Below are 19,372 nucleotides of genomic sequence, written 5' to 3'. Positions count from 1 at the left end.
ATGTTCCTCCGCGCAAAAGATTTCCTTCTTTTCTATTATAAGGTGAAACTTCCCTCAGTGGGTGTTTTGTTCATTTCCCACGGTGGGGAGTAGTTAAATGAACTAGGCTCTTATGGGCAGTTATCTCCTAATTTTTTCTCTTTCATTCAACGAAAAAGACTATCTCTTTTAAGAAGAGGTAGTCTTTTGTTGCAATATGCTTTGTACATAAGGATCTTGTAAAATCATTTCGATTAAAGGAATCGTTTTATTTTTGAAGTGGTAGCCAGTATCGATTGGAAATGGCTTTTGGTTACCAGGCTTGACGCCATATTGTATGATTTTGTATTCTACGTCTTCGCCGCGCTGTAAAATGATGAGTCTATAGCGGTTATCATCATGTTCTAATGAAAAATCAATGGCAGTTGCATCGTATGTAACGGCATCTTTATATATATATGGAGTTGGTGTACCAATCCAGTCAACGTTTGCGTTTATATTCATATGAATTCCTCCTTTTTTCTATTATAAATAAAATAAGAGCCAGCTCTCAACTGATGAGAGCTGGCTCGCCTTTTTAGCAACAATAGTAATTAGTTTAAAATTTTCACTTTTACAGTTTTACGTCCCCATTTGTTTGCAGCGCTGTCAGAGCCTACTAGGACGTCGATACGATTTCCTTTAATTGCACCGCCAGTATCACCAGCAACTGCTTCGCCGTATCCTTCTACCCAAATTTTTGATCCAAGTGGAATTACTTTCGGATCAACAGCAACCATTTTCATATTTGGATTTGCTGTTAGGTCATGACCCATTGCAGTTAATACACGACCGCCATGTGTGCCGCCATTTTCGCTTGGGTTAGCTGTGTAAGCAGTTGCAACAACTGTTAATTCACGGCCATTAGCTGGAGCAGCTTTTGTTTCTGTAGCAGCCTGCGTTTTTTGGGCTTGAGCTGGTTGAGCCGACCCGGCTTTTGCTGGAGCAGGTGCTTGTTCTTGTGCTGTTACGACAGGTGCATTACCTGTTAAGTAAGGAACATTTACATAAGCTGTTTTTCCGTTATATTCAAATTGTAACCATTCGTTTTGAACTTGATGTGTTGTTTCGATCACATCATCTTTCTTTAATGTACCCAAAATTTCTGAGTTTGTGTTTGCATCAGCACGTACGTTTAATACGTTTGCTGTTACATAATAGATGTTTTTCGTAAATTCTGCGCTTACGAATCCTTCTTTACCATTTAGGTTCACTTTTAGCCAACCGTTTTCTGTATTTTTAACATCTAATTTATTACCATTTAGTACTTTTCCTACAACTTTTGATTCAATAGTTGGGTTTTCTCGTACGTTTAGTACGTCTGTTGTAACAACTGTTTCTGCCTGTGCAGAAGAAGTGAAAATCCCAAGACCAAAAACTGCTGCTGTTGCTATACCAAGTAACTTTTTCATGAATAGCCTCCAATGCTTTTGTTTTCGTGTCCTCATTATAGCAACAGATTTTTTGAGAAAATGGGAAATCACACAATTACAAACCATTCGTAACAGTTCATTAATAATTTGTAATATGAAAAGAAGTATAAAGAAAACGCTCTTTTCCTATGTTTTAAGGGATTCTATTACATCTTTACGGATTAGAAAAGAGAAATAAGATATTGCAAAGCGGTTAATCGTGTTTCGCTCATATTACAAAGTTATTATGGGAGTGTTGCATAAATAAAGGATTTTATTAATTTATAAGTAATATAGTTATGAAAATATAACGTATTTGTGTTGTTTTTCACAATTTATAGCCCGATTTTAAGAAAAATCATCATTTAATTGTTACAAAAAAGGAGGCTGTCATAGAACAAAATGGGCTTGTTTCAATCCTGTAATAGTATGTGAGAGGGGGGGAATTAATAATATTTCTATATATAAGTTAAAAAAACGATTTAAAAACCTCTTTCTTTTTGGAGGAGGACGAGAGTATTGGGTTGTGCATAGCAGCGATGTTACAAAATGAAATAATAACTGTCTTTTATGATTGCAATTGAGAAGGCAGATTGAACGAGTTAGAGGCATCATTAGCCATGGGATATTTAATTTTGCATGATATTGACAAAAAATTGTCGAAAATGTGTTGTTACTTCTTTTTAAATGTGCTATATTATTTCGTGTAAGCGATTCCAATTTAGGTTTCATGGCAATCAAGGGGAGGACATCAAGAATAATGAAACGTTACGAACGAAAGTGGAAACATATTTGTTTAAAGCGTACTACACATCGAGCGGTACATGAAAACGCAGAGCAGAAAATGGAGAAAGCTATAGAAGGACAAGAAAAGCAACTTGTCTCACAAAAGTAGTATCCACTTTTTTCGTAAGTATGATAAGAAAGTATTACGTTCATTGGGGGATGGGCGTGAAGTAACTTTCAACTAAGGGGTATTAGTTCGATATATAAGTTTTACGGCTAAAATAAGCGCAGGGCATACGGCAGCTCTGCGCTTATTTTTTTTCTTATTGAGTAATAATATAAAACCCTTTTCTTTTTAAGGGGACGAGAGCATCTGGCCGTGCATAGCAGCGATTTAGATGTTGAAAAAATGAAATGGATATATATAAGAAAGAAGTGAAAATAAAAAATCCATCTTAAGTGAAAAATGCAACTTAAGATGGATTTTGTTTATTAGTTAAAACATCATGCCTGCTACAGCAGCGTTTAAGAAGTTTGCAAGTGTACCTGCGATTACCGCTTTAATTCCTAGCTGTGCAATTTGTTGACGGCGTGAAGGTGCAAGTGTACCTGTCACACCTAATTGAATAGCAATAGATGAGAAGTTTGCGAATCCGCAAATTGCAAACGCTAAAATAATGTTTGTTTTATCAGAAAGCTCTGCCATATGCTTAGCTAAGTTTCCGTATGCAACGAATTCATTTACTGCAAGTTTTTGTCCGATGTAACCAGCAGCTTGAATCGCTTCATGAGGCGGAACCCCGATTAGTATAGCAAATGGAGAAAGGATGTAACCGAAAATTAGATCAAGGCTTAGTTTAATATCAAACCAAGAACCGATCCATCCTAGTAGACCGTTTAATACAGCGATTAACGCGATAAATGCCATAAGCATTGCTGCAACGTTAATAACAAGTTGCATCCCTTCAGATGCACCGCGCGCTGCTGCGTCAATAACGTTTGCATCTGTACGCTCTGTAGAAAGTTGTACATCATTATTTACTTCTTCTGTTTCAGGCATCATTAGTTTTGCAATTAATAAGCTTGAAGGTGCAGCCATAATAGCAGCTGCAAGTAAATGCTCTAGCGGAATTCCCATTGCCGCATAACCAACAAGAACAGATCCGGCAACAGATGTCATACCGCTAACCATAATAGTGAAGAATTCACTATTTGTTACGCGATCTAAGTAAGGTTTAATTAAAATTGGTGCTTCCGATTGTCCTAGGAAAACAGTTGTAACAGCATTTAAGCTTTCTGTCTTTGAAGTTCCAAGAAGTTTGCTTAACCCGCCGCCAATAATCGTAATAAACCATTGCATAATACCAAAATAATATAATACGGCTACGAGTGCACTAATAAATACAATTGGAAGTAATGCTTGAATAACAAAGACGAAGCCCCAAGGCCCTTTTGCGTTAGCTAAACCACCAACAACGAATTGAATTCCTTCATACGAGAAATTAATAAGAGTTTGTACGCCGTCAGCAGCATGCTTTAAAGCCGCTTTTCCTGCGCCCCATCTTAAAACGATGAAGGAGAAAGTAATTTGAAGTGCAAGCGCAATTGAAATTGTGCGCCAATTAATAGCTTTGCGATTGGAAGAAAGTAAAATTGCGATTACCAAAACTCCAAGCACGCCGCCAATTCCCCATAAAACATTCATGCTTGTAAATCTCCTCTCTGAATTGTCGGAACATTACAAATAGCAGAACTGCTCCGTTTCCTTGAAAATATTATCTTATGTAACTTATCACACCAGACATCAGAGGTCAAACGTCTACGAATAAGTCAGAATAGGAAAACAATACTGGAGTAAACATATTATATAAAGCAGTTTTATAAGTGCAGCCATGCGGAACAAAATGTATGTGGAAGGAATAAAATCTAAGCTACTATGCATGGCCAGATGCTCTCATCCATCTAAAAAAGGGGAGTATGTAGATCTTTCATTATCTAAGCCGCTCTCGCCTTCCCCTAAAAGAAAAGGTCTATTAAAATCTTTTATACAAAAAAGCCTTCTAGTAATCTAGAAGGCTCTTAAACTATTAATTAATAAGGCTTAGAATATCCTAAGAAATGGCTGCTCCAATAAGAGTTACTTAATGATGCTACTTTAACTCCATTGTCCCCAGCTTGAATAAATCTGCCGCCACCAAGGTAAATACCCATATGGGATGGACCAGATTTATATGTGTCTTTGAAGAAAATCAAGTCGCCTGGTTGCGGGTTAGATGTATGTTGGAAGCTGCTCCAATATCCAGCTACGCTTTGACGGCTGATTGAATAACCAAACTTTTTATATACATGATAAATGTAACCACTGCAGTCAACGCCGTTTGCAGAAGTGCCACCCCATACATATGGAACACCTTCCATTGATTGTGCGTATGAAAGTAGTGATGAAGTATCATGAGAGTTATTGTTATTATTGTTGTTATTGTTATTATTGTTTTCAGCTGGCTTATTGTTTTGTCCACCACTTACAGGTGTTTTAGATAAGAAGCGAGTTCCTACATAGCCAGTGCGGCCGTTGTAGTTAATTTTGCTCCAGCCGTATTCGTCTGCAAGTACTTGTACTTTTTGTCCTTGTGGCAGTGCACCGATTACACCGTAGTTTGTTCCAGCACCACTACGTACATTTAGTGCGCTTGCATTCACGTAATAGTCTCCACTTCCTTGATTTGAAGTGTTGCTATTATTGTTGTTGTTTTCAGCTGGTTTTTGAGTTGAAGTATTACCTTGCCCACCACTTACAGGTGTTTTAGATAAGTAACGAGTTCCTATATAGCCAGTGCGGCCGTTATAGCTAATTTTGCTCCAACCATATTCGTCTGCAAGTACTTGTACTTTTTGTCCTTGCGGCAGTGAACCGATTATCATGTAGTCCATTCCAGCGCCGCTGCGTACATTTAGTGCGCTCACATTGATGTAATAGTCTCCACTTCCTTGATTTGAAGTGTTGTTATTATTGTTGTTGTTTTCAACTGGTTTTTGAGTTGAAGTATTACCTTGTCCACCACTTACAGGTGTTTTAGATAAGTAACGAGTTCCTATATAGCCAGTGCGGCCGTTATAGCTAATTTTGCTCCAACCATACTCGTCTGCAAGTACTTGTACTTTTTGTCCTTGCGGCAGTGAACCGATTATACCGTAGTCCATTCCAGCGCCGCTGCGTACATTTAGTGCGCTCACATTGATGTAATAGTCTCCACTTCCTTGAGATGAAGTGTTGTTATTGTTGTTTGTTGACGGATTAGAAGTACCGCCTTTAACAAATTTCACAAATTCGCTGCTAACATAACCTGTATTTCCATTATGTTTTACTTTGAACCATCCATTTTCAGCACCAATAACGTTTAATGTTTGACCGTTTAATACGCCACCAATGATACTGTGGTATGTAGCTGGGCCTGTACGAACACGTAAAGATGTAGCATTTACAACATATGTACCGCCTGTTTGAACTGTAACATTGTTGTTATTTTGTTGTTGTTTATCTTGTACAACGTTAGCGTCAGAACCGCCTTTTGTTACATAGTCTTTGCTAACGTAAGCGTTTTGTCCACCGTAGTTAATTTTGAACCAATCTTTTACTTCACCAATGACTTGTACAACTTGTCCTTTATGTATAGAGCCTAATTGTGTGTGTGATGTGCTAGGGCCTGTACGAACACGAAGGGAAGATACATTTACTGTATAATTTCCGCTTGCTGGTTGAATAGTTGAGTTGCCTTGTGATGAAGAGCCTGTATTTACAAAATCGCCGCTAACGTAGCCGACTTTTCCGTTATATTGTATTTTATACCAGCCGTTTTCTTGTCCAATTACGTCTAGTTTCTGTCCTTCATACACACGAGAAGTAATGTCATAATCTGTGCTAGGACCCGTACGAACGCGTAATACGTCTGCATTTACTGTGTATTTTGTGTCGCTTTTTGGAGCTACTTTAGTTGTTTGTTCTGTTTGTGCTGCAGGTTGTTGTGCATTTTGTCCAGTTGTTTCTGCCTGAACTGTGCCCATTGCCGGGGCTGCTGCACCTGCTACAGACACTGCTGCAAGACCAGCAAGATATTTTTTCATAGTTTGTCGATTCCTTTCTGTCTGTATTTTAGGTGATGAAAAAATTACCAACTATAAAAATTCTAAAGTGGTTGTCGACTGATGTCAATGCATATAGGAAAATCCATATATGGTAAAAAGGATAAAAAAGAAGGGTGCTAATTCATTTGCACCTTATTTTAGGAACTAAATCTATATATTAATAATAAATAGATGTATTATTATTCGTTTTTAAGATAAAAAGGCGTTAGAAGTAGAAAAGCTTTGCATAAATGTCTTCTGTAGTAATTTTGTGATCGGGCCTACTTGCCCGTTTTGAATAGGGGTTCCATCTAGATGGGTAAGTGGCATTATTTCAAAGGTTGTGCCTGTAAAGAAGCATTCATCTGCTTTATACACATCATGAATGCCAAATAATTCTTCATGCAGGGAAATATGTAATGTATGGGCAAGTGATATAACATATTGCCTAACAATACCATTTAAAATGAGATGATTTGCAGGATGAGTGTATAGTTTGCCGTTTTTCACAAGAAAGAAGTTAGAATGACTACCTTCTGTGACAATGCCATTTCGAACGAGAAGAGCTTCTTTGCAGCCTCTTCGCTCTGCTTTCGTATTAGCTAGTATATTAGGTAACAAATTTAATGACTTAATATCGCAGCGAAGCCAGCGAATATCGGGCTCTGTTATCGCACGAATTCCATATTCAATCCATAAAGCAGGTCGCTCTTTTTTTCGAATGTAAGCATAAATAGTTGGAGTAGTATCAAAAGAGAAGGCATGAACACGAGGATTGACACCTCGGGAAATTTGTAAATAAATGATGCCATCTTCTTGAAATTGATTCTTTTCAAGTAGTTCGTATAAGAATGAGATAAGCTCAGCTTTTGAAAGGGTAAGGGACAACTCAACTTCTTCCATGGAGCGGTATAACCTTGTTATGTGTGGATCTAATAAGTGCAAAGTACCTTTATAAATACGAATAACTTCATATATGCCATCACCGAACTGTAGACCGCGCTCCTCTATATCAATATGAGGTTGTTCTTTTGCTGTATCAATCATTTTTCCATTCCATAATACAAAGCGTTCATACTTCATGTTTTCCCCTTCCTTCTCCAAGTAGTGTTTGCACATACAAATTCGAAGGTTGAAAGAAAGAATCCTGCTTTATGATATAAAAAATAGCAACGTTCTATCATAGAACGTTGCATAAAGGAGGGTAGCTTGTTTGTTAGGGACAAAGCTTACATGTTTTATTATAGAGATGTTTCATGAATTTTATGTAAAATTTTGGTGAAGGTTGTGTAATGGTTGCGCAACTATAAAAAAAGCACTGATTACTCAGCGCTTTTTTCTTTAATTGCAGTTTTGATTGTACCTGTTTTTGTTTTGTTGCCTTCAAAGAAACGAAGTAAGTCACCTTCAATGATCTTATCTGACATGTGCAATTCGTTTTGAGCACGGTCAACCATTGCTTGTGCTTCATCTTTTGGTACTTGTGCAACCTCACCTGTCAGGCGATTATAGAATGTGCTATTTGTATAAAGGTATTGATCTGTAACGAAGCTTCCATCACGTAATACGACAAATGATTTGCGATCTGGCGCGAACAAGTCATGTCCGAAATGAATATCGTTTGTTGTATCAACACCTAGTAAATTAAGAATTGTTGGTTTTACATCAATTTCTCCAGCAGGTGCTGTAATTGTTTTACCTTCTTTTTGACCAGGAACGTGAATGAAGAACGGTGTACGTTGTAAGTTCATATGGTCAAATGTTGTAATTTCTTCTTTTCCTAAGAACTGTGCCATTGCACGGTTATGGTTTTCAGAGATACCATAGTGATCACCATAAAATACAATAACAGAGTTATCGTAAAGACCTTCAGCTTTTAAACGTTCAATAAAGTGTTTTAAAGCTTCATCTAAATAGCGAGCTGTTACTACGTAACGGTCAAATACACCGTCACCAGAGTTATAAGGCTCAATTAATTTTGTTCCATCATCATAATCAAATGGATAATGGTTCGTTAATGTAAGGAAACGTGTATAGAACGGTTTCTTAATATTTTTTAACATATCCACTGATTGATCGAAGTACTCAATATCTTTTAAACCCCAACCTAATTTCGTTTCAGGAGTAATTTTATAATCTAATTCATTAAAGTAACGATCGTAACCAAGTGCTGGGTATACGATGTTACGGTTCCAGAACGTTGCGTTGTTTGCATGGAACACAGCTGTGTAATACCCTTGATTGTGCAAGATTTCTGGTGTTGCAATAAATTCATTGTTACCGTGTGTAAAGAATACAGCGCCGCGATCTAACGGATATAATGAGTTGTCTACAAGAAACTCTGCATCAGATGTTTTCCCTTGGCCTGTTTGATGATAGAAGTTTTCAAAGTAATAGCTTTCTTTTGCGAATTGGTTTAAGAATGGTGTTACTTCTTGACCATTTACTTTTGAACCAATTAAGAATGTTTGCATTGATTCAAGAGATACAACGATTACGTTTTTCCCTTTTGCTACGCCGAACATATTTGGGTCTGGCTTTTCTTGTACTGTCTTCACATAGTTTTCTGCTTCTTGCAACTTACTTCCATCTGCAAATGCTTTTTGTGAACTTGATTTTGCTTGTAAACCAAGATCATATACTTGGTGTGTGTATAAACCTAAGTTTTTCACAAGCATAACGCGGTCAAATGAGCGCGTTAATAATTCAGGACGCTCTGTTTCTGCAAGCCCTAAGTTTGCAAAGAAAATAGCAATTGTTGATACAAAATATAATGAGCGCATTGGACGTGAAATACGCTCTGTTTTTGCATACTCTTTCTTTTTCTTTAAAAGAATAAAGAAGAAGATAAGATCAGCAAACGCAACGACAATTTTGTAGTTAAAGAGCTCTTTCACACTAGAGCCAAGACTACCAAAGTTTGACGTTTGTCCCAGTACAGGTAATGTTACGAAGTCGTTATAGAAACCATAGAACATTACGTTACCGACAAGAACGATAGTAAGAACAAAGTCGATTCCAAGTGCAATATAATTTCGTTTTTTTCCTTTTGCGAATAATGCAAGACCCACTAGAAATAATGATGTTGCTAACGGGCTAATAAATAAAATAAATTCTTGCATGAAAGACTCTAATTTTAAGTCGAAACTAGTACGTGTAATAATGTACGTTTTTAACCATAATGTAATGGCGACAAAGAAAGTAAAACGCACGTTTTGAAATTGTGATTTTAAAGATTCCTTCATCCATTTTCACCCTTTCTCTATCAGGCTTGGTCAATTTTGAGAGAAAAATGCTAAAATAAAAAATACATAGTTTTCTTTGCCATGAATAGAGTTTTTTCTTTCGTACATCCATATATGACTTGAACTATGCATACCTTTGTTTTCCTGCCTCTATGTTGTTCCATAAGCACAATGTCATTTTTGTATTATACAACAAAAATTGACTATTAGGAACACACTGGAATTTTACATTTTTTGTATCTTTTTCATTGTAGCTGACAGTGAAAACTTTAACATTGGTTTATATGCTCGTCAACTAAAAAATATAACAAAAATGGCAAAGGATATGTAGAGAAAGTGAGTATTATATTATTGAAAAATTTTTAAAAACAGAAATCGAACACTTGTTCTTTTCGTGTCTATTTGATATAATGAGGGTACATGATAAGTAGCGTAGCCAAGCTAGAACTTACCTTATATTGTATGTGTGTAAAGTTTGCTTATGTTGTAAATAAACGTAGTATATATAGAAATAATGTGAATTTCCCATTAGCAGAGGGTTTTCCTGCTAATGAAGCGCTCTAAATAAGTTTCTTTATTTTGTCACAAATTGACCGCAAATAGCGGGAAAATAACGAGGGGAGATTTCATAGTGAAGGAGAATTTTTCAGTCGAAGCGTTTTGGAATAAAGTAAAAAATGCGGCAATTAAGGCGGGACATTCAGTCATTTATACTAGTTTGTTACTGTTTTATGTATTGCAAAAACGAGATGTTCCAAAACGAGTAAAGCTTGTCATTATTGGTTCTCTTGCGTACTTTATTGCACCGATTGATGCGATTCCTGACTTTGTAGCTGGACTCGGTTATACAGATGACTTAGGGGCATTAACAGCTGCACTTATACAAGCTTCTATGTATGTTGATGAAGAAGTGAAAGAACAAGCGCGTACAAAACTGGGAGAATGGTTTGGTTCTGATGTGGATACGTCACTTATCGATCAAAAGTTAGATTCATGAAGTGAAACGTCTAACAGAAGGAATGGGATATGCCGTCAGGAAAAACACACACGAAGATAAACTTAGTTTCTCTTCCCATCGTATTATTTATGCTCGTCTCTTATGGGTTAACAAATTTTGATTTTTTACTTATGTTTGTAATTGGATTTATCGTTGGAACGTACTTTTTAACGCCGGATTTGGATATTCATAGTTCCGCTTATCGGAAATGGGGACTACTTCGCATCTTTTGGTATCCATATCAAACTGTGATGCCGCATCGCTCACCGCTTACTCATACCATTATTATTGGTGATTTAATTCGTCTTCTCTACATGCTTCTCGTTTTCTCACCATTTTTATATGTGTTAAATAAAACGGTGCTAGAAGGAAAGCTAGTAGAGATTGCAAAGGTACATGAAGTGGAAATTTTCACGTTTGTACTGGGCGTTATAGCTGCTAGTACATTACATATTGTAGCGGACAGCATCAATACAAGGCGGAAAAAGATGAAGCGCCGCAAACGGAGAAAAAGAAGATAGTAAAAGCACTTGCATACTGCAAGTGCTTTTTTGTTATCGATTGTTCTTTGAAATATATCGGCGCTTCGACACGGGATAAAGACCCCTTGACAATATTCGACACGCAAGTAGTCAATCGGCTGAGCTGAATCATCTCGAAAAGTGAAATTTTTAGTCAGCTCGTTGTTCCTTGTTATCTAGTTGTGACATCTTTCATTGTTTCTGAAATACGATCAACAGCTGCTTTTCCAGCGTTTTCAACAGTATCAATTGCATTTTGCATTGCGTCACTTGCTGCTTCAATGCCACGTTTTGTTTTATTACGTCCTTCGTCAATAGCGGCTTGATTTCGATTTTGGTCAGTCATTTGCTATTCCTCCTAAAGTCAGTTTTCTACTTTAGTATAAGAAGATGTTACTTTACTATTCATAAATAAACTGGAAACAGCAGTTTCATTTTTGGTGGATAATTTTAACAACTGGCGTATCATTTCGATTACGATAGGACCTCTAATTTCCTCTCCTAAAATTTACAATAAATACATAAATAATTAAAAATTAATCGATAAAATAATACAAGAAAAGTGCATCTGTTCTCGTTAACAAGATAAAGGAAATTATTATTTTCAGGGGGGAAATACAAATGTTAAAGGAAATATCAACAGCTGCTTTAATGACGAGTGTATTATTTTCGACAGTAAATTCTGCGGCGGATTTGGTTGGGGAATTTCCAAGTCTGAGTGTTCAAGAGAAACAAAGGCATTCAAAGTTTGTAAAAGTGGAAGCAAAAGAAGAAACAGCTGCAGTTGCCAATGCGGGTGATGCAGCGGATGATCCAGCAATTTGGGTTCATCCTCATGATTCTGAAAAGAGTAAGATTATTGGAACGAATAAGGAAGAGGGGATATCTGTCTACGATTTAAAAGGAAAACTGCTGTATTCATATAATTTTGGGAAACTAAATAATGTTGATGTACGATATGGATTTCCCATTGGAGGTAAAAAAATTGATATTGCAGCAGCTTCAAATCGTTCTACAAATACAATCGATATTTTTGCGATAAACTCTAAAACAGGAGAATTAGAAAATATTACGGGATCTCCCATTAAATCAAATATGAAAGAAGTATATGGGTTTAGTCTCTATCATAGTCAAAAAACAGGTGTTTTTTATGCATTAGTTGTAGGGAAGGACGGAACTTTTGAGCAATATGAGTTATTTGACAATGGAAAAGGGAAAATAGAAGGAAAGAAAGTACGTGAATTAAAGTTAAGTTCTCAATCAGAAGGAATTGTAGCAGATGATGAGTATGGAACAATGTATATCGGTGAAGAAGATGTTGCGATTTGGAAATTCAATGCGGAACCAGACGGAGGAAAACAACCGATTACAAAGGTAGATAGTGCTGATGGAAACCATTTAACAGCGGATATTGAAGGTTTGACGATATATTATGGGAAAAATGGGACAGGATATTTAATTGCTTCTAGTCAGGGGAATAATACTTATGCAGTGTATGACCGTAAAGGTAACAATGAGTATATTGGTAATTTTGCTATTGTTGATGGTAAAAATACTGATGGAACGAGTGATACAGACGGTATTGATGTAATGAGTTTTGGATTAGGAAAAAAATATCCAAACGGCATTTTTCTAGCGCAGGATGGAGAAAATATAGAACGCGGGAAAATAGTAAATCAGAACTTCAAAATGGTGGATTGGAAAAAGATTGCAAAAGGATTTGACTCAAAATTACAGATAGAAAATAATGTAGACCCTCGTAAACTGAAATTTAGACAAAATAGTTAAGGGAAATAAAAGGACATTTCATTGTATATTGAAATGTTCTTTTTTTAGAAATAATGGGTATAACATATAATCATATCACTTTTGTGAAATAGTGAACAAACAAATTGTGAACAAAATTTGAAAAATTAGATTGTAAATAAAGGAAAATATGATAAAGTATAAATATCACATTACTGAAAACGTTTTCCTAAAACGTTTTATTTTTAGGTGTAAAGGTATGATGACCTGGTGGTCTACTTATATGGTTATTAGGAAACAGGGGATATTGGAAAGGGAGAGGGACTATGAGCACATGGGCACAAACTTATGATCCGCTAGGTAACATTTGGATCTCGGCAGCAGTTGCAATGATTCCGATTATATTTTTCTTTTTGGCTTTAGCAGTTTTTCGTATGAAAGGCTATGTTGCGGGATTTATTACAGTTGTATTAACAGTTATAATTGCACTTTTCGTTTATAAAATGCCATTTACGATGGCGATGGCAGCAACCGGTTATGGATTTGCATATGGATTGTGGCCGATTGCGTGGATTATCGTTATGTCAGTGTTTTTATACAAAATTTCGGTGAAAACAGGACAGTTTGATATTATTCGTGCATCTGTTCTTTCTATTACAAGTGATCATCGTTTACTTGTTATTTTAATTGGTTTTTCGTTTGGCGCGTTTTTAGAGGGGGCAGCTGGATTTGGAGCACCGGTAGCAATTACAGCAGCGCTTCTTGCGGGACTTGGTTTAAATCCATTATACGCAGCTGGACTTTGTTTAATCGCCAATACAGCACCGGTAGCGTTCGGAGCTATGGGGATTCCGATTTTAGTAGCGGGTCAAGTAACAGGTATTGATCCTCATAAAGTAGGACAAATGGCTGGGCATCAATTGCCGCTTCTATCATTATTTGTTCCGTTTTTCATCGTATTTTTAATGGATGGATTAAAAGGTGTGAAACAAACGTGGCCTGCATTATTTGTAGCAGGCGGCTCGTTCGGGGTTACGCAGTTTATTACAGCAACATATCTTGGACCTGAGCTTCCAGACATTACATCAGCATTAGTAAGTTTAGTCAGTTTAGCGCTATTCCTAAAAGTATGGCAGCCAAAAGAAATTTACCGTTCTGAAAAAGGACAGGCTGAAGCAGCGGCAACGGTAGAGGCTGATTCTACAATGCAGTTAACGATGGGAAAAGTTTTAAAAGCATGGTCACCGTTTATTATCTTAACGGTAATGGTTGTTATTTGGAGTCAAAAATTCTTTAAGGATTTATTTGTTCCAGGCGGTGCGCTTGAAAGTTTAGTGTTTAAGTTTAAAGTTCCGGGTCTGCATAATTTAGTCATGAAGGCGGAGCCGATCGTTAATAAACCGACGCCGTATGAAGCGGTATTGAAGCTTGATATTTTATCGGCAACAGGAACAGCAATTTTGATTGCGTGTATCATTACAATGTTTGTTTTAAAAATGAGTCCAAAACAAGCAGTAGCTACATTTAAGGAAACGTTGCAAGAATTAAAAATGCCAATTCTATCAATTGGATTAGTACTTGGTTTTGCATTTATCGCAAATTACTCTGGACTTTCCTCAACGTTAGCATTAGCGTTAGCGGGAACAGGAAGCTTATTCCCATTCTTCTCACCATTCCTTGGCTGGATTGGGGTATTCTTAACAGGATCAGATACATCTGCAAACGCATTGTTCTCAAATCTACAAGCGATTACAGCGCAGCAAGTAGGTGTGAAGGAAGTATTGCTTGTTGCTGCCAATACAACGGGTGGGGTAACGGGTAAAATGATTTCTCCGCAATCGATTGCAATTGCATGTGCGGCAGTTGGACTTACTGGGAAAGAATCGGATTTATTCCGCTTCACAGTGAAACATAGTTTATTCTTTGTAACAATTATCGGCATTATTACATATATTCAAGCTTATTATTTAACTTGGATGATTCCATAAGCACAAACAAAAGGGATTCTCTTATAAGGAGATTCCCCTTTTTCATTATTTTTGATTTTGATAAGGAAAATGAACAGTTTTAATATGGTGTAAGTTGAAATGAAAATGTTGATTACGTGCTGTAATGAGTTCAATTTGACTGTCAGTTACTTCCGTTAATTTTCCAATTTTGTAAGTTTGTATGCCGAGATCAAGTAATACAATATGTTGTTTTAGTTTTTTCATTTGTTCAGAAAACGTTCGGGCAAGTGTGAGTTTGGATGATGTTGGTGACAGTCTTTCTTTTTCTAAGCCGTAAGGTGTTTCGGCGTCTTTATAAGGAACAAGATATTTGACGTGGTGAAATGGGACGTATAACGTTTGATAGACAGGTGAGAGGAAGACAAAATAGTCATTCATAATATGAGTGACATATCCATGTAAAAAATGTTCGTATGATAGTGCGAGTTCAATAAATTGTCCTTTTGCCACTTGTAGTGTTTTTCGAAGTGAAATTGTCGATTCGGTTGATAATATATCTTGTGGTAGCAAAGATTCTGGAATTGTGAGATTTTCAAAGTCTGGGCATTCTGTGAATGGAGTTAAATGTTGAATGTGTAGACTAGAGATATACATGTATTTTTCTCCATCATACAAGACGATAATATCGGAACCTTTATCAATCATAATTCCTTCAAATGGAAGGTCTCCTGATAATAATACTTGCACGGGTTGATTCATATATTTTTGTAAATGAAGCATAATAATCTCCTTTCTTGTAATTACATACGTTCCTTCTCTTCATCTTTAAGCTGCAAAGATTAATTTCACCCAATAATATAAGCAAAATAGCGTGAAAATGACAGTTGGCGGAATGACGAGAAATGTAGTTTTCATATACGTTCCCCAGCTGATATTTACTTTTCCTTTTCTTGTAATATACATCCACATTAAGGTTGCTAATGTACCGATTGGGAGTAGTAGTGAGCCCATGTCACTACCGATGATGTTTGCAAGATAAATTGTTTTCAATGTAATCGGATCTAGCCCCATTTCGGTAAGAGCGATTGTACCGATCATTAAGGCAGGATGGTTATTAAAGATGTTAGAGAGGATTGAGAGTAAGCCGCCCATAATAAAGCTAGCATGAAATAAGCTACTGGTGATGAGTGGCTGAAGTTTTGTAACGAGAAAGTTAGTTAAACCGATGTTATGAAGTCCGTATACAATTACGTACATAGAAAATGCGAAAATTAACACATACCAAGGTGTTTTCTTAATCATGTCAACTGGTGGAATGCGCAGTTTATGCCATCTCCACCCAAGTAAAATAATAGAGCCAATGACCGCTGTGATGGCGATAGAAAATTGAAAGTACGATGCAATAAACAAGCTGATGCGAACGCATAAAATAAATAAGAGCATTCCAAACATAAATCGTGTTCGCTTACGATTTGCATCTGTTTGGGGTCTTGGCTGCAATGGATGAAAGGATTTTTTGACGAAATTTTCATCTAAATGTATCGGTAAGACCGGGAGGGTTTTCGGTAATTGTTTTTGAAAGATGAGGAATAACAGGAATGCCATAAAGATAAGGCCTAATGTGGCAGGGACAAACATCATTGCTGTATGCATGTATAAATCCATATGGATAATTTTCAAGGCGATTAAATTTACAATATTGCTTACACCAATCGGTGCACTTGAGGCAGTGGCGATGAGTGCGCCGCTTAATAAGTAAGGTATTTTTTGATCATGTTTAAGTCGTAAATGGTGTAACAAAAGCAGTAAAATGGGAGTTGTAATTAATATGCTACCGTCGTTATTAAAGAATAATGTCATGAGAAAGCAAAGAAGATTTGTATACCAAAAGAGGCGAATACCGGAGCTTTTTGCCTTTTTGGCAAGTTGAACAGCGCACCAATGAAAAAAGCCAAAACTCTCTAGTACGATCGCCATGACAATGGTAGCCATAATCGTTATAGCAGCGCCAATAATTTTTGAGCTAATATCACCCAAGTCAGCAACAGAAACAGTGCCGCTTAAAATGACAATCATTGCTCCAACTGTTGCTGGAATTGCTTCATTCATTCCTTTTGGTCGCCAAAAGATGATGAGCATAGTTCCGAGAAACGCGAGTATGGTTATGAGAGATTGGAGGTTTATCAACTCTTTCACTCCTGTTCTTATAGTGAAGTGTCCTTGCAGAACATAGTCCTACACCGGCTTATACTACATATGTATGAAGTGCGGATTCGGCTTGTACTAAGTGAAATAACTATTTTTTGAGTGAAAAGAAAAATTGTAAATATCTTTGCATTTTTTAGACAATGATGTATGATAGGTGCGTAGTAAAAATTTAATCAGTGATAAACTGGGGGTGCCCGTAGAGCTGGGCTGAGAGAGAAGCGTGTTGAAGCTTCTTAACCCTTTGGACCTGATCTGGTTCGTACCAGCGGAGGGAAGTTGTCGGCTTTACATAACAATGTCTTTATGTAGCCAGGTCCTATTCTTTATGATGGGCCTGGCTTTTTTATTTGGCATTGCTAGCCGCTAGTTCTCTTCCTTGTCACAAGAAAAGTGGAGCCGACTGTTTAGACCCGTCGGCTAAGGTTCTTTCGCACCGAAAGCGTTTTTTGTTTTCTCGTGCGGAAGGTTCTTAGACGGAAGGGTTTAGGAGGCGAAACTGGATCACAAGAAAAGTGAAGACACAGGGGAGGAAAAAATGATGAAACAATCTGTTTCAGCTGAGCAAATTGAGTTAAAGTCAAGTTTACCAGGAAGCAAGAAGGTATATGTAGAAGGTACGCGTGAAGACATAAAAGTACCAATGCGTGAGATTGCGCAAAGCGATACAAACGGTGTACCAAACTCGGCTATTCGTGTGTATGATACGAGCGGTCCTTATACAGATCCGAATTACACAGTGGATTTAGAAAAGGGGATTCAGGCGCCGCGCCGCTCGTGGATTGTGGAACGAGGAGATGTAGAAGAGTATGAAGGTCGTGAAGTGAAACCGGAAGATGATGGGGCGAGAGCAGCGTCTACACATACGCCTGTATTCCCGCAAATGGGACGGAAGCCACTTCGGGCAAAAGACGGGGAAAATATTACGCAAATGCATTATGCACGTAAAGGTATCATCACAATAGAGATGGAATATGTAGCCATTCGCGAAGGTGTGGAGCCGGAATTTGTACGGAAGGAAATTGCTGAAGGGCGTGCTATTTTACCAGCAAATATTAATCACCCGGAAGCAGAACCGATGATTATTGGTCGTAACTTCCATGTGAAAGTAAACGCGAATATTGGGAACTCAGCTGTTTCATCCTCTATTGCTGAAGAAGTTGAGAAGATGACGTGGGCAACGCGCTGGGGTGCTGATACGATTATGGACCTATCTACTGGGAAAAATATTCATACGACGCGTGAATGGATTATTCGTAATGCACCTGTACCAGTTGGAACAGTACCGATTTATCAAGCACTTGAAAAGGTAAACGGAATTGCCGAAGATTTAACGTGGGAAGTATACCGTGATACGCTCATTGAACAAGCCGAGCAAGGGGTAGATTATTTTACGATTCATGCTGGCGTGCTACTTCGTTACATTCCGCTTACAGCCAAGCGTGTAACAGGAATTGTATCACGCGGTGGTTCGATTATGGCGCAATGGTGTTTATACCATCATCAAGAAAACTTCTTATATACACACTTTGAAGAAATTTGTGAAATTATGAAGAAGTACGATGTTTCCTTCTCTCTTGGAGATGGATTACGCCCTGGTTCGATTGCGGATGCAAACGATGAAGCTCAATTTTCTGAGCTCGAAACATTAGGAGAGCTTACGAAGATTGCTTGGAAGCATGACGTCCAAGTGATGATTGAAGGGCCAGGGCATGTACCGATGCATTTAATTAAAGAGAATATGGATAAAGAGCTTGAGATTTGTCATGGTGCCCCGTTCTATACGCTTGGGCCATTAACGACAGACATTGCACCTGGTTATGATCATATTACTTCTGCAATCGGTGCAGCGATGATCGGTTGGTTTGGTACAGCAATGCTTTGCTATGTAACGCCGAAAGAACACCTCGGCTTGCCAAACAAAGATGACGTTCGTGAAGGTGTGATTACGTATAAAATTGCTGCACACGCTGCCGATCTTGCAAAAGGTCATAAAACAGCACATGAGCGCGATGATGCTCTTTCGAAAGCGCGTTTTGAATTCCGCTGGCGTGATCAATTCAATTTATCATTAGACCCTGAACGTGCAATGGAATATCACGATGAAACATTGCCAGCAGAGGGAGCAAAGACAGCGCATTTCTGCTCTATGTGCGGTCCTAAGTTTTGCAGTATGAGAATTTCGCATGATATTCGTGAGTATGCGAAAGGGAATGATTTAGAAACAACTGAGGCGATTGAGCGAGGTATGAAAGAAAAAGCCGAAGAGTTTAAAGAAGCGGGGAGTCAGTTGTATAAATAAGTAGAAACTTGAAAAGCTGAAATGAAAAACCTTTCTTTTTTTGGGTGGGCCGGAGGGTATGGCTGTGTGTGGGAGCGGTTAGTGCCCTTTTCTAAACAGCTTTTAATCTATGATCATGTGTACTTAATC

Annotated in this window: 15 protein-coding genes and 1 riboswitch; of the genes, 6 read left to right on the top strand and 9 right to left on the bottom strand. The window is 37.6% G+C overall.

The features are described from left to right. Positions 1-168: 168 nt before the first annotated feature. Positions 169-483, bottom strand: a complete 315-nt coding sequence (locus BR72_RS04735) for a DUF3910 family protein (RefSeq protein WP_035430566.1) — start codon at positions 481-483, stop codon at positions 169-171. 89 nt (positions 484-572) lie between these two features. Next, positions 573-1,430 carry a 3D domain-containing protein gene (locus BR72_RS04730; protein WP_035430565.1) on the bottom strand — a complete coding sequence of 286 codons (858 nt, stop codon included), beginning with the start codon at positions 1,428-1,430 and terminating at the stop codon, positions 573-575. A gap of 760 nt (positions 1,431-2,190) precedes the next feature. Between BR72_RS04730 and BR72_RS27315 the strand changes: the two genes are divergently transcribed. Beyond that, positions 2,191-2,325, top strand: coding sequence for a hypothetical protein (locus tag BR72_RS27315; RefSeq protein ID WP_090998998.1), 135 nt, complete (start codon positions 2,191-2,193; stop codon positions 2,323-2,325). 327 nt (positions 2,326-2,652) lie between these two features. Here BR72_RS27315 and BR72_RS04725 read toward each other — a convergent pair whose 3' ends face one another. The 4 genes from BR72_RS04725 to BR72_RS04710 all read right to left on the bottom strand — a co-directional run bounded on the left by BR72_RS04725 (position 2,653) and on the right by BR72_RS04710 (position 9,523). Continuing rightward, positions 2,653-3,861, bottom strand: coding sequence for a NupC/NupG family nucleoside CNT transporter (locus tag BR72_RS04725; protein ID WP_035430564.1), 1,209 nt, complete (start codon positions 3,859-3,861; stop codon positions 2,653-2,655). 386 nt (positions 3,862-4,247) lie between these two features. Next, positions 4,248-6,278, bottom strand: coding sequence for an SH3 domain-containing protein (locus BR72_RS04720; protein WP_051957221.1), 2,031 nt, complete (start codon positions 6,276-6,278; stop codon positions 4,248-4,250). Positions 6,279-6,488: 210 nt separating this feature from the next. Beyond that, positions 6,489-7,361 carry a D-amino-acid transaminase gene (locus BR72_RS04715; protein WP_035430563.1) on the bottom strand — a complete coding sequence of 291 codons (873 nt, stop codon included), beginning with the start codon at positions 7,359-7,361 and terminating at the stop codon, positions 6,489-6,491. A 239-nt stretch (positions 7,362-7,600) separates the two neighbouring features. Beyond that, entirely contained in the window at positions 7,601-9,523 is a 1,923-nt protein-coding gene (locus BR72_RS04710; protein ID WP_035430561.1) for an LTA synthase family protein, read from the bottom strand. 631 nt (positions 9,524-10,154) lie between these two features. Between BR72_RS04710 and BR72_RS04705 the strand changes: the two genes are divergently transcribed. Beyond that, positions 10,155-10,520 carry a YkvA family protein gene (locus BR72_RS04705; RefSeq protein WP_035430560.1) on the top strand — a complete coding sequence of 122 codons (366 nt, stop codon included), beginning with the start codon at positions 10,155-10,157 and terminating at the stop codon, positions 10,518-10,520. A 29-nt stretch (positions 10,521-10,549) separates the two neighbouring features. Next, complete coding sequence (locus BR72_RS04700; RefSeq protein ID WP_035430559.1) at positions 10,550-11,041, top strand: metal-binding protein; 492 nt, start codon at positions 10,550-10,552, stop codon at positions 11,039-11,041. 172 nt (positions 11,042-11,213) lie between these two features. Here the strand turns inward: BR72_RS04700 and BR72_RS26650 are convergent, their stop codons facing one another. Further along, entirely contained in the window at positions 11,214-11,387 is a 174-nt protein-coding gene (locus tag BR72_RS26650; protein WP_177206940.1) for a hypothetical protein, read from the bottom strand. 305 nt (positions 11,388-11,692) lie between these two features. Between BR72_RS26650 and BR72_RS04695 the strand changes: the two genes are divergently transcribed. Next, a complete protein-coding gene (locus BR72_RS04695) occupies positions 11,693-12,829 on the top strand; it encodes a phytase (protein ID WP_035430678.1) in 1,137 nt (378 codons plus the stop codon). A gap of 284 nt (positions 12,830-13,113) precedes the next feature. Then, on the top strand, positions 13,114-14,775 hold the full coding sequence (locus tag BR72_RS04690) for a lactate permease LctP family transporter (RefSeq protein WP_035430558.1): 1,662 nt from the start codon (positions 13,114-13,116) through the stop codon (positions 14,773-14,775). Positions 14,776-14,820: 45 nt separating this feature from the next. On the opposite strand, the gene BR72_RS04685 is transcribed toward BR72_RS04690, so the two are convergent. Continuing rightward, positions 14,821-15,516, bottom strand: a complete 696-nt coding sequence (locus BR72_RS04685; protein ID WP_035430557.1) for a hypothetical protein — start codon at positions 15,514-15,516, stop codon at positions 14,821-14,823. A 45-nt stretch (positions 15,517-15,561) separates the two neighbouring features. Continuing rightward, positions 15,562-16,920, bottom strand: coding sequence for an arsenic transporter (locus BR72_RS04680; RefSeq protein WP_035430677.1), 1,359 nt, complete (start codon positions 16,918-16,920; stop codon positions 15,562-15,564). A 200-nt stretch (positions 16,921-17,120) separates the two neighbouring features. Then, positions 17,121-17,235: riboswitch (TPP riboswitch) on the top strand. A 247-nt stretch (positions 17,236-17,482) separates the two neighbouring features. Here BR72_RS04680 and thiC point away from each other — a divergent pair. Next, a complete protein-coding gene (gene thiC, locus BR72_RS04675) occupies positions 17,483-19,243 on the top strand; it encodes a phosphomethylpyrimidine synthase ThiC (RefSeq protein WP_035430676.1) in 1,761 nt (586 codons plus the stop codon). Positions 19,244-19,372: the final 129 nt, after the last annotated feature.

The sequence above is a fragment of the Bacillus sp. UNC322MFChir4.1 genome, assembly GCF_000746135.1.
Classification (GTDB): domain Bacteria; phylum Bacillota; class Bacilli; order Bacillales; family Bacillaceae_G; genus Bacillus_A.
Note: the sequence above shows the minus strand (reverse complement) of the source record. Positions and strands in the feature narration are given on the sequence as shown.